At 61.5% G+C, this 15,486-nt stretch carries 16 protein-coding genes and 1 tRNA gene; 8 read left to right on the forward strand and 9 right to left on the reverse strand.

All coding sequences use genetic code 11. The annotated features are described in order from the left end of the window. Positions 1 to 161: 161 nt before the first annotated feature. Positions 162 to 1,055: a hypothetical protein gene (locus ACVWW3_RS38355; protein ID WP_456651261.1), complete on the forward strand. Its 894-nt coding sequence runs from the start codon at positions 162 to 164 to the stop codon at positions 1,053 to 1,055. 175 nt (positions 1,056 to 1,230) lie between these two features. Here the strand turns inward: ACVWW3_RS38355 and ACVWW3_RS38360 are convergent, their stop codons facing one another. Beyond that, positions 1,231 to 1,542 (reverse strand): hypothetical protein, encoded by a 312-nt coding sequence (locus ACVWW3_RS38360; RefSeq protein ID WP_456651260.1) that lies wholly within the window; start codon positions 1,540 to 1,542, stop codon positions 1,231 to 1,233. 11 nt (positions 1,543 to 1,553) lie between these two features. Here ACVWW3_RS38360 and ACVWW3_RS38365 point away from each other — a divergent pair, with 11 nt between their 5' ends. Beyond that, positions 1,554 to 2,279 carry a hypothetical protein gene (locus ACVWW3_RS38365; RefSeq protein WP_456672375.1) on the forward strand — a complete coding sequence of 242 codons (726 nt, stop codon included), beginning with the start codon at positions 1,554 to 1,556 and terminating at the stop codon, positions 2,277 to 2,279. Here the strand turns inward: ACVWW3_RS38365 and ACVWW3_RS38370 are convergent. Beyond that, positions 2,245 to 2,814 (reverse strand): hypothetical protein, encoded by a 570-nt coding sequence (locus tag ACVWW3_RS38370; protein ID WP_456651259.1) that lies wholly within the window; start codon positions 2,812 to 2,814, stop codon positions 2,245 to 2,247. The two genes, ACVWW3_RS38365 and ACVWW3_RS38370, sit on opposite strands and share 35 nt — an antisense overlap. Before the next feature lie 94 nt (positions 2,815 to 2,908). Further along, on the reverse strand, positions 2,909 to 3,625 hold the full coding sequence (locus ACVWW3_RS38375; RefSeq protein WP_456651258.1) for an amidohydrolase family protein: 717 nt from the start codon (positions 3,623 to 3,625) through the stop codon (positions 2,909 to 2,911). Between the two features lie 352 nt (positions 3,626 to 3,977). On the opposite strand from ACVWW3_RS38375, the gene ACVWW3_RS38380 reads away from it, so the two are divergent. Both ACVWW3_RS38380 and ACVWW3_RS38385 read left to right on the forward strand, forming a co-directional pair. Next, on the forward strand, positions 3,978 to 4,190 hold the full coding sequence (locus tag ACVWW3_RS38380) for a hypothetical protein (protein ID WP_456651257.1): 213 nt from the start codon (positions 3,978 to 3,980) through the stop codon (positions 4,188 to 4,190). Positions 4,191 to 4,322: 132 nt separating this feature from the next. Continuing rightward, positions 4,323 to 5,390, forward strand: coding sequence for a hypothetical protein (locus ACVWW3_RS38385; protein WP_456651256.1), 1,068 nt, complete (start codon positions 4,323 to 4,325; stop codon positions 5,388 to 5,390). Positions 5,391 to 5,648: 258 nt separating this feature from the next. Here the strand turns inward: ACVWW3_RS38385 and ACVWW3_RS38390 are convergent, their stop codons facing one another. After that, on the reverse strand, positions 5,649 to 5,888 hold the full coding sequence (locus ACVWW3_RS38390) for a hypothetical protein (protein WP_456651255.1): 240 nt from the start codon (positions 5,886 to 5,888) through the stop codon (positions 5,649 to 5,651). After that, positions 5,885 to 7,744, reverse strand: a complete 1,860-nt coding sequence (locus ACVWW3_RS38395; protein WP_456651254.1) for a S8 family serine peptidase — start codon at positions 7,742 to 7,744, stop codon at positions 5,885 to 5,887. The genes ACVWW3_RS38390 and ACVWW3_RS38395 overlap by 4 nt, the downstream gene beginning before the upstream one ends. Positions 7,745 to 8,627: 883 nt before the next feature. Between ACVWW3_RS38395 and ACVWW3_RS38400 the strand changes: the two genes are divergently transcribed. Next, positions 8,628 to 8,951: a glycosyltransferase gene (locus ACVWW3_RS38400; protein WP_456652088.1), complete on the forward strand. Its 324-nt coding sequence runs from the start codon at positions 8,628 to 8,630 to the stop codon at positions 8,949 to 8,951. A gap of 215 nt (positions 8,952 to 9,166) precedes the next feature. Next, positions 9,167 to 10,252 carry an IS5 family transposase gene (locus tag ACVWW3_RS38405; RefSeq protein WP_456650221.1) on the forward strand — a complete coding sequence of 362 codons (1,086 nt, stop codon included), beginning with the start codon at positions 9,167 to 9,169 and terminating at the stop codon, positions 10,250 to 10,252. 523 nt (positions 10,253 to 10,775) lie between these two features. On the opposite strand, the gene ACVWW3_RS38410 is transcribed toward ACVWW3_RS38405, so the two are convergent. The 3 genes from ACVWW3_RS38410 to ACVWW3_RS38420 all read right to left on the reverse strand — a co-directional run bounded on the left by ACVWW3_RS38410 (position 10,776) and on the right by ACVWW3_RS38420 (position 13,039). Further along, positions 10,776 to 10,850 (reverse strand) — tRNA-Val (locus tag ACVWW3_RS38410). Between the two features lie 166 nt (positions 10,851 to 11,016). Further along, positions 11,017 to 12,315, reverse strand: coding sequence for a hypothetical protein (locus ACVWW3_RS38415; protein ID WP_456651253.1), 1,299 nt, complete (start codon positions 12,313 to 12,315; stop codon positions 11,017 to 11,019). Positions 12,316 to 12,433: 118 nt separating this feature from the next. After that, entirely contained in the window at positions 12,434 to 13,039 is a 606-nt protein-coding gene (locus ACVWW3_RS38420; protein WP_247344767.1) for a DUF1134 domain-containing protein, read from the reverse strand. A gap of 139 nt (positions 13,040 to 13,178) precedes the next feature. Here ACVWW3_RS38420 and ACVWW3_RS38425 point away from each other — a divergent pair, with 139 nt between their 5' ends. Further along, positions 13,179 to 13,664, forward strand: coding sequence for a YHS domain-containing (seleno)protein (locus ACVWW3_RS38425; protein ID WP_354107978.1), 486 nt, complete (start codon positions 13,179 to 13,181; stop codon positions 13,662 to 13,664). Here the strand turns inward: ACVWW3_RS38425 and ACVWW3_RS38430 are convergent. Then, on the reverse strand, positions 13,654 to 14,487 hold the full coding sequence (locus tag ACVWW3_RS38430) for a 3'(2'),5'-bisphosphate nucleotidase CysQ family protein (protein WP_456651252.1): 834 nt from the start codon (positions 14,485 to 14,487) through the stop codon (positions 13,654 to 13,656). The two genes, ACVWW3_RS38425 and ACVWW3_RS38430, sit on opposite strands and share 11 nt — an antisense overlap. A 171-nt stretch (positions 14,488 to 14,658) precedes the next feature. On the opposite strand from ACVWW3_RS38430, the gene chpT reads away from it, so the two are divergent. Then, complete coding sequence (gene chpT, locus ACVWW3_RS38435; RefSeq protein WP_247344761.1) at positions 14,659 to 15,312, forward strand: histidine phosphotransferase ChpT; 654 nt, start codon at positions 14,659 to 14,661, stop codon at positions 15,310 to 15,312. Positions 15,313 to 15,486: the final 174 nt, after the last annotated feature.

Raw genomic sequence — 15,486 nt, forward strand, 5'->3', positions numbered from 1 at the left:
GACGCTTGCTCATAGCGCCTATGAACATCCTCAGGCGCGCCAGGCTCTAGTCGACTGGATCAACGCTGCCTAGCGCCGGGACAGCGGCAAGAAAACCAGTCGGACAACGCCTCGCTTGGGCTAGCGCTTTGTCGCGCATTGAAGGAGACACAACGCAGGCGTTGGCGAGCGACGACCAAATTTTGATTCATTGCGACCCGACTGGCGATCAACGGCGGCGGGATTTGTCATTTGAAGAATTGGAAAGCATGAGAACGATTTCAGACGTGGTCCGCGTTGAGCGGTCCGAAGAAACAATTCTACAGCGCGATCATGACACGGGCGAATTGATTACAGCGCCAGCACCAAGGCAGAAGGATCAAAACGTTGTCTCCTTGGACGGCAAGCGAACCAGCCCCCGCGTCAACTTCCGCCCTGACAAGCCGCCGCCTGTCGACACGATAGTAAATGTCTATGACAATGGCCGGCTCCCGCCTGTCGCAAACGAAAACAAACCATTGCCATACCCGTTGAAGGGTATGGCAGACCGCCAAGAGTTGGGCGGCAACGAATCTGAAAACCGGAAAAATTGGGCCAACGCGGAGCTATTCCGAATACATCTAGCGATTGCGCAAGGCGAGCCGCTGTACGATCCATTCGCGGATGATCCGACAGTAACCCATCCCACCGAGCGATATATCCACGCCCGCGAGGTGGCCGCACTCGCAGAAGACTTTTTGGGTGACGGTTTCAGGGTGCTGAAGCGCGTCATGATCGATTGCTGGTCAGCGCAAATGCTCGGCTTTGATCAAGGCCGCAAGGATCGTGGGCAAGCGAGCGCAGACGGACAAGCCACGATCCTAGCGGCGCTACGTCAACTCACGAGGTTTTACGATAAGCTGGATCGCATTGAGCGGAGCGGCGAATCCCCCCGGGAAGTATGGCCGATGGTTGGGACATTCACACCATCGCGTCCGTCCCTGCCCTGCCCACAGCGCGGAAAGTCGTATCTGAACCAAGCCCGCGGGCCCGTGAGGTTATCTGAACCTTGGGTGTCTACACCCCCCACCATCTAGCTGGTATATTGAAGTTATCGATTGACGTATCCAACACTCTCCATCCTTTCAACCCGTGGGCGTCTACGCCTACCGTCTCCTAGATGTCGACACCACCCTTAGGTGATGCTGTATTATAAGAATAGAGATTGCGTTCAGGATGCATCCCTGTTTCCAACTTTCAAATGACCAACTTTCATGCAGCCCGTGTCACCGCGCGGGCTGCTTCTTTTTTCATCCAATAAGAACCCCAACCACCGGAGGCCGCGATATGGCCCGTACAAAGGCCAACCAGACGTTCAAGAAGTCGGACGTTATCAAGGCCACCCAGATGAACGAACAGGCCTTTGAGCATTGGACTGACAGACGCGTCATTCGACTCTCTGGCGACGATGACCCCGGCGACGGCAAAGGCAATCCCCGTCGGGACATACGCCTTTGGCGGCCACTTCCGAAACTCAACGCCCTTTTCGGTGAACGCGATTCCCGCGCCGGATAGTTCGCTCATTAGCACCGCGAGTGTCGCTTCATGCGGCTCGCGCTTGGCGAAGGGAACGGCGCGAGGCAGGCAAGGTCATCGCGAAAGGATCGTGGATCATCATCGATGGTCGCGAACATATCGCCACAGGATGCTTTGCAGGCGAAGATAGAAAGGCGCAGGAGCGCCTAGCCGCGCACATCGGGGAGAAGTACGCCCCGGTGCGGCGCCTCAAGGACATTGAAGAAATCGACATCGCGGATGTGCTTTCGATCTATGATGACGACCGCCGCGACACGCAAGCGAACAAATCAAAGTTTGACGAACGAATAGCGCGCCTGAACAAATGGTGGGGCGGTAAGACGCTTTCGGAGGTCAACGGTGCCAATTGCCGGGCATATACTAAGTCCCGTGGCAACAATGGTGGGGCGCGGCGTGATCTAGAAGACCTTCGGGCCGCGATCAATCATCACGCCAAGGAAGGCTTTCACCGCGGAATAGTTCGCGTGGTTTTGCCGGAGAAAGGGCTGCCGCGTGAGCGGTGGTTGACTCGCAACGAGGCCGCCAAGTTTCTTTGGGCGTGTTGGCGTTACCGTGAGACGCAAACGGTTCACGTCGGACCCCTCAAGGGGCGGAAGATTGAGACCGACAAGCGGCCTCTAAGGCACGTGGCGCGGTTCGCGTTGATTGGCCTTTACACTGGCACGCGAGCCGGGGCGATAGCGACGGCTTCTACCCCTTCGTGCGGAAGGCAAATCGTTCGTTGATCTGGAAAGCGGCATCTTTAATCGGCTCGCGATCGGCAAACGGGCCAGCACAAAGCGTCAGACGCCAGTTCCGCTGCCGGACAGGCTGCTTGTTCACCTTAGAAGGTGGGCCCGGCTCGCCGCCGAGATACATGGCGTCCTGCATGGTCCAACCGATACCGAGGGCCTTCATCCGCAGAAGCGTCTCAGACGTGGTGTTGTCGAGATGGGCGATGGACCAGCGCAGCGGCGCGATCGGCGTCTCCTTGTTGACCTCCTCATAGAGGTCGAGCAGCTCATGGACGGATTTGTCCTCCTGCCAGTGGATGGTGACCGTCAGCCCTTGTTTGGCGGCCCAGCGAACGATCTCGAGGAATTTGGCCTTGGCGGCTGCGTCGGGCGCGTTGTTGTTGTACATGGCGCCGGTGATGCGCTCGCCGATGCCGTTGAAGCGCAGCATGTCGTCGCCGAATCCCATCGGCAGGAACGGCGTGAGGCTCTTATACTCCTCGAATTCCGCGCCGACATTCTGGGCGAACAGGCTGAAGGCGACCACGCACCGACAATGATTTCTCGCGCCACAGCTTTTGCAAAGCGGCCTAATGGCTCGGATAAATGCTGAAGCCGCCGGGATCCACGATCCCGGTAATTCAAAGACGATTGAGCTCTGTAAAGAACTGCTGGGTCCCGGCGACATTCTCCTCGAAATTCGGCCTCGGCAGCCGATCGAACAGCGCGGAGATGCTGACGATGGCGCCGTTGAACCAGCCCGTGCTGTCGCCCGATGTGGCGCGTTCGGCGGTGATGCCGGCCGGCAACTGATCCGCGGACATCCCGAGGGCTTGCTGCGCTTTCGGCGTCATCACCAAGGACGAATAGAACAGCTGGATGTAAGCCGGATTGTCGGGAACGGCCGACAGCACCTCGGCCAACGTTGGCCGCCGCTTCTCTGCAAATTGCAATTCGCTCCAGCCACCGGCCACGATGATCCAAGATTCCGGGCGCGCCTTTGCCGCCTGGCGCAAGCGCTCCATCGCCTCGCCAATCGTCTTTGCACCGATCCAGTTGACCTCGGTCGCGTAGGTGAGGCCGGCGCGCACGGCGTGAATATGGGAATCGATCAATCCCGGAATGATCGTGCGACCGCCCGCGTCGACGCGGCGCGTCGCGGGTCCGATCAGGCCGTCCATGGCATCGTTGCCGCCGACCGCAACGATCCTGCCGTCGCGCACTGCGATTGCCTGCGCGATCGTCGATGCGCCATCCAGCGTCACGATCTTTGCGTTCGTGACAACGAGGTCGGCCTTTTGTGCGTAAGCCAAAGTCGCCCAGCACGAGATCACCAAGATCGCCAGAAGCTTGCGCATGTTCAGTCCCGGAATGAGAGAGGCAGGAGTAAGGGAGGCAGGCGAGAGAAAAGCAGGCGTGAGAGAAACAGGAGCGGTGCCGCACATCCGTCGCTGGATGCGCTTGTAGGCGTCGCGTGTCGCGCAATGGGCGTGTTGTGATCTTGATCATGTCTGGCTTCAGTCAGCCGGTCCGCCGGACTACAGCGACAGTGCACTCAATTATGAAATTCCAACCCCGCACGGCCACTGTAATCCCAAGCAAAAGTCGGATTGCCACTGCACATTGTATGTGCATTTGAAGAGGACGTCGTCGAGCGTCGTGAGTTCGGCGGTCGGACGCACTGCCCTCTTCTCACTCTTTTTCACTGCCATGTCAGTCTCCTTCAAGAAGGGCAAGCGCGACGAGTTCGAGGCCGTCGCCGTCAAGGAGGTCTTCGCCCGGCAGATCGAGCAGGCGATGAGAGAGAACAACATATCCCGCAACAATCCGGCCCAGCACATGAAGACCTGGCACAGCCAGATTGGCCCATATGTGATGGCGTTCCGCATGAAGGCGATTTCGCCGATCGACGTGAGGCCCTGAACTGATCGAATCGTCTCAGGGGTGCATATTAGTCGACATTGAATCTCAGGCTGTGTTGCAGACGGGATACAGCCAGGATATTGGCGCGCATGTAAAGTCTATTGCATCCTATGGGTGTGTGGGGAGTGCGCAATGTACGTGCGATGTGCAGCGGCCCTGGTAGCCGCATCCTTGATCAGCGGCTGTGCCATTCATCCTGTCCCCGAAAACGTCACGGGGCTCGATACCGCCGATATTGTCAAGCAGATCCGCTGCGAAACGCGTGATGCGGCGCGGAGGGTCATTCGTGAAAGGCTCGAACGGCTTGCCGGGCCGGGAAGAAATCCGACGGCGCAAAGCCTGTTGGCGCAGTTCGAGGAAAACCCGGAGGCGATGGACGGATTCGATCCCAACGCCGCGTTTCCCGGACTGGAAAACAAGCAGATACGGAACCTATTCACGGTGATCTATTCCACCGCGATCGCCTATTCATTCGATTTGACCATGTATGAAGCCGATAAGCTCAACGCGGGCGCCAGCTTCCTGGGGCCTTGGGCGAATCCATTTACGCTGGGATTGGGCGGCACCGCTGATAGATCGCGCCAAAACCAGCGAGCCTTCACGATCACGGACGAGTTCTCGTTCCTGCTGACGAGACTGAATACGGACAAGTTCGGTCGGCGCTATTGCGATGAGCGTATCACTGGTCCGAACTACGTGTATCCGGTCGCCGGCCAGATCGGTATCTACAACACAGTTTATACGTTCTTTCAGCTGAGCATATTCGAAAACCTGTCGCCCGGCAAAAACGCAGCCGAAGCGTCTGCCAAATCTCCGCCGCTCGCCGACAATTTGACCTTCATCACCGATGTCAGTATTTCGGCGACGCCGAGCGTAACATTCGCACCATTCAAGAGCGGATTCCGACCGACCAGTGCCACGGCGACCGGGTCGCTGGGCCGCAAGGATACCCATCAGGTCACGATCGGGCTTGCCATGGAGCCCGCCGGCGGCGCGGCGGTGGCGTCGCTGTCCGGATTTGTCTTTTCAGGTGCGGGGCTACCAGGGCCGCGCGTCACCTTTGGCAAGGCAGGCGCAGGTCAAACCCTGGTCTTGAACCGCATCACGGCCACGGCCACGAGCCACGCTGCCCAGCTTGCGCTGGTTGCGATCGATCAACTTAAAAGTCGTGAGATACAGTTGATACCGCCGCCGCAGTAGCGCGGCTGCGCCAAGTCAAAGGCAGTCGGCGGCTCGTGGTGATATCAGCGCGGGATCATGATGCATTCACGATCGTAGCATGGTCTCATCGCAGGGCTCAGGCATGATCTCCATCTCTGCGCTGGCGCCCTTGGAGTTGACGCGATTGGGCACGGATGCTTCCCGTCGTCCGTCGGGAGGCAGGACCGCTCTCCGCCGTCCGGATCGCGCTGGCAATGACGCCATGACTAGCCGTCCAGCCGGCATATGGTCATCAGGCTACAGCCGGTGCGGATCGCCTCCGGGGAAGGGATCAATGATGCAGTCCAAATTCTGGTCACATATCGCGAGTTCACCGTGACTTCCGAAGCAACGTTGACCGACGAAATGGCACTGCTTGCTACGCTGCAATGTCACGCCTTTCGCTGCGGCAGTTACCGCGCGGTACGTCCCGCGCCGTTTCCCCATGCGCCGGAACAGGTCCATCATGTCGTTTTCGATGACGGGCATCGTGCTCATGTTCTCTCTCCTCTTTCGAGATAGCGCTGGAGTTCACTGACGATCATCGGAAACTCGTGGGTGACGTCGACGCGCACGAAGTGCTCCTCGATCGCTCCGTTGGCGTTGCTGTAAGTGAAGATCACTCTCATGATGCGCCCGAAGCCAATGCCGAGTCGCGATGGCATCACGCGCACGCCGGAAAGGTTGTAGCCGGAGATGTGCGGAAGCCCCAGTTTGCACCGTGCGGCCAGGAAGTTGCAGGCCCGCTCCTGATCCGTCAGGCCATGATTGTCCGCGAGTTGCGGCAGACCGACCAATGAGGCAGGGGCTAGTAGCGCCGGAGTTGTCTGGAATAGCTGATCAACTGCCACCACGGTGCCGTCGGCCGTGCGCGGTCCCACTACCCCAACCACGACGTCCAGATCCTCGACGGGCCCAAGGGGGCTCCTGGTCGCCTCGATATCCCGCGCGATCTCGCTTGCCTTCTCCCCAGCCCGTTGCCTGCCGCGGGCGGCAGGGGGCGATGGCGGAGCCGGAGGCGCTCCATGGAGCGGTCGGTTCAGCGCATCGATCAGGTCGTCGTAGAAGCCGCCGTCGTTCGGCTGCAGCACGAACACCGGCAATTCCTCGATGGTGAGGCGCCAGCGCAATTGCCGGGCCAGATAGCGGGTCAGCTTGCGGTTCGCCGACAGCACGGCATGCTGCCATAGCCGATCCTCGGTCGGCGCGATGTTCGGAGCCCGACTGGCTGGAAACGGTATGCCGAGAGCTTTGGACAGAGCCAGCATCTCGCGTTCGATCGCGAGATTGGGATAGACGGCATCGACGGTGCCGATTGCGTAGACGAAGCCGCTGAGTGCCGACTCGTCGTCGGCCCGGCCGCCACCGCAGCTGCAGCCCGCGGGCGTCACCGCCGGTGCGGTCGGTGGCGCGATCATGCCGCTCGCCTCCACTGGAAATGGTGGTCCATTGCCGTAGTCCATTGGCGTCGCTCCCTGCAGGCTGACATGACTTGATTTCACGGCGGTTGGTGTCGTCCTGGTGGCGCGCGCGGCGGGGATGGTTGCGGGCGTCGCGCGATCGAGCACCGTCGCCACGATCGCTCGGTTCAGGATCGGCGGCATCGCTCTGTCGCGCGGACCGAGGTGCGCCAGCGCGGATCGCAGCGCGGCGCCGTCGATGCCGGGGCGCGCCGACCAGAGCTGCGCTAGCATACCAGTGGCAACCGTCGCCGCGACGCTCGTCCCCGCCATCGTGGTCAGGCCGCCGCCCGGCGCATAGCCCGACATATGTCCGAGCGCGGCGACGCCGCGGGCCGCAAGCGCCGGGCCGAAATTGGAATCCGGCAGTAGCCGCAGCGACGCATCGACGGCGACGACCGGGACCACCACGGGATGCGTCAGCAACTGTCCGCTTGCGGAGCGGCCCTGATTGCCGGCCGCCGCCACTAGCACGCAGCCGCGGACACGGGCGAAGTCGAGCGCCGCCGCGAGCCGGCGGTTGGCCTCGATCCCTTCGTCCAGGATGGCGAGGCTGAGATTGATCAGCCGGGCGCCAGCATCGACTGCCCGTGCTATTGCAACCGCTAGACCATCCATGCCGGCGAAGGGCGCGTTCGTATCCGCAAATAGCGGCAGATGTATCAGCCGGCAGCCGGGACACAGGCCCGGGACCGGCGCATCGGCACGAGCGCCCAGCAATCCCATGACGAAGGTACCGTGCTCGCACGCGCCCTTCGGGTTGGCATCGCAATCATCACCGCCGAGGCGTACCGGCGCCCGAGCCAGCACGCCGGACAAAGCCGCCGCATCAAACGGGCCATCGATGACGGCGACCGTAAGGACGGGGCTTGCATTGTCGATGCCAAAGGGCATGGCGGTCTTCACACATCCTCAAATTGCACAAAATCAGGACACTTCGGCGTGGAGAATGTCCGCCAAGCCACGCGAAGTGCGATTGCTGCGCTGGATCGCTGTGCAGCGACAAAGCTCGCGTCGGGATGCCGACGTCGCTTACGGAGCGATACGACGGCACAAGGCAAGTATCAGTAAGACAGGTATCTATAGGACGAATATCGACTGGCCGTCGTCGTGCCCTGGGGGGCCGGGTCGCCGGTGAGTTTGCCGTGATCATGATTACCAGGATCGCGATCCGACGCCGTCAGGTTGGCATGACTTCGGCATTTCCCGCAAGGGTAGATTTTCGGGTCGTAATCTTACCATGCCGACACGACCCTAGGTCGTCGAAGGCCGCCATTGCCGAGTGTCTAGAATCGGCGGCTCGCGTCGATGAGATCCGCTTGATTTGTCATGCCGTGCCAGCACTGGTGGGTTTCTGTCGCCGTCGCCGCAATGAGTTTGCTGGTGGGCCCGGCAGGACTCGAACCTGCAACCAGACCGTTATGAGTGGTCAGCTCGAACCATTGGGCGGCCATCTCCAATGAACGTCTCGCCTAGCCGATCGATTGGTCGGGTCAGTGACGTAATCTTTCCGTGAGTTCACTGATATTCCATCCCACCCCGCGCGCGGCTCTACAATCCATGGCATGCGATCGTAACGAAGCCGCCTTGCTCGGACTCTTGAAGTCGTATCTGCGGTCTCCCGATACTTACGTTGTCCGATTTCTGGGATAACCGGATAGGGCGCCACAGGCGGGGACAATCTCAAGTGTTCGCACAGCACGCGCCAGGTGCGAGTATTCGCGGCTCACTAGGTCGCCGCTACGAGCATGCCTTCGATCGATGCTACCACCCCGCCATGCAAGCCGATTACTTTCGCTTGTGCTACCTGTTGGTGGAAGGTGGTTTCTATGTCGATGCCGATGACGTTTGCATTGGCTCCCAAATTGATTGGCTCTTCGGTGACGGCCGATTGAAAATTCACCCACTCTGCTACGATATCGCTGCGGCAAGGATGGTGAATATCGCTCAGATCGTCACCGAAGACCATCCTCGAACCGGAGGCCAGCCGCTCGGTAGTGATCGCGCTTATCTTCTCGTTCCAAGCAAACGACATCGCCCCCCTTCAAAGCCTCCAGCAGCTGCTCGTTATATGTATCGCCCGCTACTTCACTTCCAGTGAAAATGAACTTTGCATACGGGTAGCGTAGAACGAGCCTGTGCAATTCGGGTGCTAGCAGACCTACGTTAACGTAGGCATCGAACGTGGTCCGCGATCCGGCAAGCAGCGCTTTAAATTCCAGTTCCGGAATCCGATCTAGCAGTCTGCTGAAAAACCCCTCGCCAGGGAGGGGACTTGATGATTCACTTTATCATCTCGAATCGGCGGAGACGATCATGCGCGGCAGGTTTACGGATCAGGGCGGCCTGTTTTCGTACATCGCGCCGGATAAGCGCGTGCCAGCGAACCATCCGCTGCGGAAGGTCCGGGAACTTGTCCGGGATGTTTTGAATGATTTGAACCGCAGCCTTGGAAAGCTATACGCCAGCGAGGGACGTCCTTCGATCCCTCCGGAGCAATTGCTGAGCGCCTTGCTGCTGCAGGTGTTCTACGGCATCCGCTCGGAACGCCAGCTGATGGAGCAACTGGACTACAATCTTTTATATCGCTGGTTCGTGGGACTGTCGCCGGACGATCCGGTCTGGGACCCGACCACCTTTACCAAGAACCGGGAGCGGCTGCAGAACGGCGATGTGTTCACGAAGTTCATGACCAGGCTTCTGAACCATTCTCAGGTCAAGCCGCTATTGTCGGACGAGCATTTTTCGGTGGACGGAACGCTGATCGAAGCCTGGGCTTCGCAGAAGAGTTTTCGCCCCAAGGACGGCAGCGGCGACGATGATGACGGCGCCAACTTCCATGGCCAGAAACGCAAGAACGACACCCATGCGAGCACCAGTGACCCGGACAGCAGGCTTTATCGCAAGGCGGCCGGACGGGAGGCCAAGCTTTGCTATATGGGCCACGCCACCATGGAGAACCGGCATGGGCTGGCGGTGGCCGGCAGGGTCACGCATGCCAATGGCACCGCCGAACGCCGGGCTGCGGAGGTCATGCTGAAGGCGAGACGCAAAGCCGCAGGTCGCCGCATCACGGCTGGTGAGGACAAGGCGTACGATACGGCCGATCATGTCGCCAATCTTCGCGCCATCGGCGTGACGCCGCATGTGACACAGAACCAGGCCATCACCAAAACCGGCAACAACCGTAACAGCGCGATCGACGAACGAACCACGCGGCATCCGGGATACGGCATGTCGCAATCGCGCCGGGCGATGGTCGAGTGCATTTTCGGATGGGGCAAGCAGCATGGCACCATGCGCAAGACCAAACATCGGGGCATCGCTCGCGTCGCCGCCGACTTCCTGCTTAATCTGATCGCCTATAACCTGATCCGAATTCCCAAACTGCTCGCCGCATAGCCACCCCGCGCCGGGCACACTCAACAACAAGCTCGAAATTACATCCAACTCTACCGCGCCGCTCCAAAAACGACCGGCGGAAAATGAAAATCCTCCATTCCAAGGTTTTTCAGCAGACTGCTAGACAGATTTCCTGGTCCAGTCGTCTCTTGTATCTCTGGCAACTCGCCTTCAACTGTACTCTCAAGGCGTTCTGTGGCTCGCTGCAATGCAAGCTTGATGATCGGGTGCCGCTTGCTACTAATAAGTGGATTATTGTTGACGTAAAAAATCCAATGGGGTCGGTGAGCGCCGCCGGCAAGGAAGTTGCCTGTAGCTCCATTGACACTTGTCGCATGGCGTTGTGCCGACGTGGATCTCGTCGTAACAGATCAACTAAGTCTTCTTGTTTGGCCGTCGAGATCGGAGCGGCGGGTGAGATAGATGGGATGATTTTTTGCAGCGTGCCCCAGTTGTGCCCCAGACTTTTGGGGGCACACCGTGCGGGAAGCAGGCTTCTAAATCATTGGAGATACGGGAGAAATGGTGGGCGCACAAGGGATCGAACCTTGGACCTCTCCCGTGTGAAGGGAACGCTCTCCCGCTGAGCTATGCACCCGGGACCATCATGCAGGCCGGATTTTCGGCCGGCCGGCGCATTGGAGCCCGCGATTTAGAAGTGCGGACCGAAGGTGTCAAGTTTCGAGGCGCCCCAAGACGTTAAAAGCGGCCCGAAAACCTTCCAGAGACGGCGCAATCCGGCAGTGAGACCGTTTTGGGGCCGCCTACGCGCCCTGCTGGCGGGCGCGGGAGGCGTGGGCCTGGAGCGCGCGGATGCGTTCGGCGAGTGTTCCGCCGCCTTCGGGCAGGGTGCCTGCGGCCGTACCATTGGTGGCGGCGTCATTGGCCGGGCGCGGCGTGGGCCTCGGCGGCTGGCCGGCCTCGGCCGCAAGCAGTGCCTCGATTGGCGAGTTCGGGCCTTCGAGCTGCATCGCGAGCTTTGCGACCTCGGCTGCGATGTCGTTGATGCGCTCGCGCAGCAGCGCGTTCTCCATCCGCTCGGTCGCCCAGGAGCTCTCAGCCTGCTGCTGGATCGCGTTGATGTCGCGCTGGAGCTTGGCGCGCTCGTCGCGGGCGGTGCGGAGCTGCTCCTCCAGCGCGGTCTTTTCCGCGCGGAGCGATTCCGTTGCGGCCGACGATTTGCCGCCGCTCAACGCTGCGATCTCGACGCGCAACTCCTTGACGGTGCGCTCATTGCCCTCATTGGCCTGGCGGAGCTGGTTATTCTCGTAGTCGCGCTCGGCAAGCAGCTTGCCCTGCGTGGCGAGGCGGCCTTCGAGGTCGGTGACGCGGCCCGCCAGCATCTCGGCTTCCTTGACCTGCACGATGAGCTGCCGATCGAGCTCGTTGACGCGCTGGCTCAGATTTTCGACGCGGCCGCGGGCGTCGCCAAGCTCGCGCGAGGCGGTCTCGGATTCGGTGCGTTCCTGCGTCAGCCGCGTCTGCGTTGCGGCAAATTCCTTCTCGGCGTCGCCGACGCGGTTTTTCAGCTCTTCGATCTGCGCACGGACCGCGACCAGCTCGACCTGGCGGCTCTCGGCCATCATCGAGCGGTCGGACAGCTCGGAATTGATTTTTGCCAATTCGCCCCGCTTGTCGGTCAGCGCATTCTCGGCGGCGCGCAGGGCCTCGGTCTTGGTGTTGAATTCCTCTTCGGTGGCGCGGAGCTGCTCCTTCACCGCCTTCTCGCGCGCCTCGAGCGCGAAAATCGTGGCGTTCTTCTCGCCGAGCTCGATCTTCATGCGGTTGATGGCGTCGCTCTTCTTGCCGAGTTCGGCGAGCTGGCTCGTGGTCTTGTTCTTGAGTTGGTCGACGCTCATCTCGAGCCGTCGCGCCGACATGGCGAATTCGGCGCGGAGCTGGTCCTTGTCGGCCTGGATCTCGGCCATCGACAGGGGCGTCGCCGCCTCGAGCCGGCGCGTGGTCAGGCGCACGGCACGGTTATGCACCAGCGGCACGATCGCAAGTCCGCACAGCATCGAGAGCAGGAAACCGATCGCCAGGTACATGATCGGTTCGACCATGGGCCAGAACTCCAGAGCTAAGGAAAAATTTACCAATGACAATGCATGGCGGGCCGGCAAAAAGCCAGCCCCGCCCTGTTGTTAACGTGAATCCGGAACTGGACCGGAGGAGGGAAACCTAGAATGGGTTCCAGGTCGCGCGCGGCGTGAATTTCAAATAGCCGATATTGGCTCCCAGCCGCAGGCCGAGGCCCGAGCGGATCGGCACCAGCACGATGTTGTTGGCGGTGAGCGCCGTCATGCCGAAGCCGCCGATGATGTAGGCCGAGCCGTCGAGGCCGGCGAAGCGCTGATAGATCGCATTGGTGGCGGGCAGATTATAGACCAGCGTCATGGTGCGTGCGCCGTCGCCGCCCCAGTCGAAGCCGAGCGAGGGGCCCTGCCAGTACACGCGCAAATCGCCGGCGTTCTTGGTGTAGAGCGTGCCTTCGCCGTAGCGCAGGCCGGCGACGAAGGCGCCGGAGCCTTCCTCACCGAGGATATAGCCGTTGGGCAGGCCCCATTGGCTGACCGCCTTCTCGATGATCGAGGCAAGACCGCGCGAGACGTTGCCGAAGAAGCGATGGCCGGCGTTCACGAGTTCGTCCGGCCCATAGGTGCTGGGCGTCTGGGTCCGCTGCGGCGGCGGCAAATTGGGTGGCGCCGCCTGCTGGGCGGCGGCCGGCACGATCAAGCCGACCATCGCGGCAAGCGCGAACGCAGCAAGGCGTGATGCGAAAGTCATAAAAGAACCCCTGGTAGCGAAACCGGTCGCTTCCTTAACCTGACGCCAACAGGCGCGGCTCTAGGTTGCGCCGAATGTCCCCTCGACTCGGATGTTATCCGCAGCAACTATGACGGCACAACGGCAGGAAGCCAGCCCTTTGCGCCCCGGAATTGCCTTGATCGGCCTTCTGGTCTGCCTGCTGTCGGGCATCTGGATCATCTGTCCGGGGTTGCCGGCGCGGGCGGCCACCACCGAGCGGATCGTCGTCAATCGTTTCAACGGCGTAGCGATCGAGGGCTTCGACCCCGTGGCCTATTTCGTCGATGGCTCGGCCGTGCAGGGCACGGCGGAGTTCGAAGCGAACCTCTGGGACGCTGTCTGGCGGTTCCGGAACGAGGGCAACCGGGCCTCTTTCCTGGCCCATCCCGAGATCTACGGACCGCAGTTCGGCGGCTATGATCCGGTCGATATCGCCCGCGGCGTGACCGTCGCCGGCAATCCGCGCTTGTTCGTGATCGCGGCGCAGCGGCTTTATCTGTTCAGCCGGGAATCCAATCGCGACGCCTTCGCCGCCAATCCCGAGCGCTTCCTCCATGAGGTGGGCAAGCGCTGGCCGGCCCTCCAGGACAAGCTCAGTCAGTAGCAACCACCGCCTGCGGGTCGCCCCAGGCGATGAACGCCGGGATGATGAAGCCGCCATCGTGCCGCTCGCCGAAGCGGAGTTCGCCACCCCTGCCGTCGGTCACCCTGCCGCCGGCCGCGGTCACGACCGCGCAGCCGGCCCCGACGTCCCACTCACAAGTTGGCCCGAAGCGGGGATAGATGTCGGCGCTGCCCTCCGCGATCCGGCCGAATTTCACGGCCGAGCCGACCGTCTTTCGCACGGCATTGGGCCGGCCATTGATGAATGCCTCGCTTTTGGGATCGCCGTGCGAGCGGCTCACCGCCGCGATCCAGGGCTCGCCCGGCGTCGGCAGCTTGCGGGTATGGATCGGTTCGGCCGCGCCGATGGTAGCGCCGCCAAACCTCACCCGCTCGGCGCCGCGGCCGACGATGCCGCGCCAGAGCAGCCCCAGCGCCGGGGCGCTGACGATGCCCAGCAGCGGCACGCCTGATGTCACGAGGGCAAGGTTGACGGTAAACTCGTCGCGTCCGGCGACGAACTCCTTGGTGCCGTCGAGCGGGTCGATCAGGAAGAAACTGTCGTGGAACGGCGGCGAGGCGAGCTGGGTCCGCTCTTCCGAGAGCGTCGGGATATCGCCCGCAAGCTGCGCCAGGCCGTCCGCGATGATGCGGTCGGCGGCAAGATCGGCCTCGGTCACGGGCGAGCCGTCCTGCTTGCCGTCGACCCGCATCGCCGCGCGGTTGACCGCGAGGATGGCCTCGCCGGCCTTCACCACCAGGGCGGTGAGCGGCTCCATCAGGTGGGAGGCGGCCGCGCCGTCGATGATCCGCTTCACCTGCATGCCTCATTCATCGGCGATTCCATCCCTACTCGAGTGATTCGCCGCGGCTTTATGGCCGCTTCGAACCGATCGCAAGCTAGCTGCCACGGGCTTGCGAATGTTAGAACCCGCGGCATTCGTCGAGCATGCGTGATTCGCCGCGTCCGCGCCGTGCAATTCCAGGAACCCTTTATGTCTGACGCTTCGTCACCCGCCACCGCTACCGCTCCAGATGCGCTCGAACTCGCTGCGCTGCTGTGCTCGCGGGTTTGCCACGATCTCATCAGCCCTGTCGGCGCCATCGTCAATGGGCTTGAAGTGCTCGACGACAACCCCAAGCCCGACGACCGCGAGTTCGCGCTCGACCTGATTCGCAAGAGCGCGAAAACCGCCTCCGCCCGCCTCCAGTTCTGCCGCCTCGCCTTCGGGGCGGCCGGCTCGTCCGGCGCGCAGATCGATCTCGGCGATGCCCAGACCATGGCGCGCGGCCACATCGAGGACGGCAAGTGCTCGATCACCTGGAATCTGCCGCGGATCCTGATGCCGAAGAATCGCGTCAAGCTGCTACTCAACATGCTGGTCGTTTCGCAGCACACGATCCCGCGCGGCGGCACGCTGACGATCGACCCGATCGGCGAGGGCGAGACGATGAGCTTCCGCATCACCGCGACCGGACATAATGCGCGCCTGCCGCAGAACATCTCCGAGCTCCTGAGCGGCGAGCGCGGCCCGGCCGCGGATGCGCATGCGATCCAGCCTTATTACACGCGGCTGCTGGCAGAGGCTTGCGGGCTCACCGTGAGGCTTGCGCACGAAGGCGAGGCCATCACCATAATCGCTTCGTAGGCACGAAGCCGCTCTCAAACGTTAATCGAATCTTTACGAGGCGCTTCGGCTTGTCCGGAGCGCCTTATCTCTTTGTTGGTTCCGTTCTTTTGCACATACTCAACCATTATTAAACGCTTTGCGGTGAAGCTGGCCTCATTCCGAAATGGCGCATCACGTCACGTGCGCGCCCTC

The sequence above is a fragment of the Bradyrhizobium sp. LM2.9 genome (assembly GCF_054056555.1).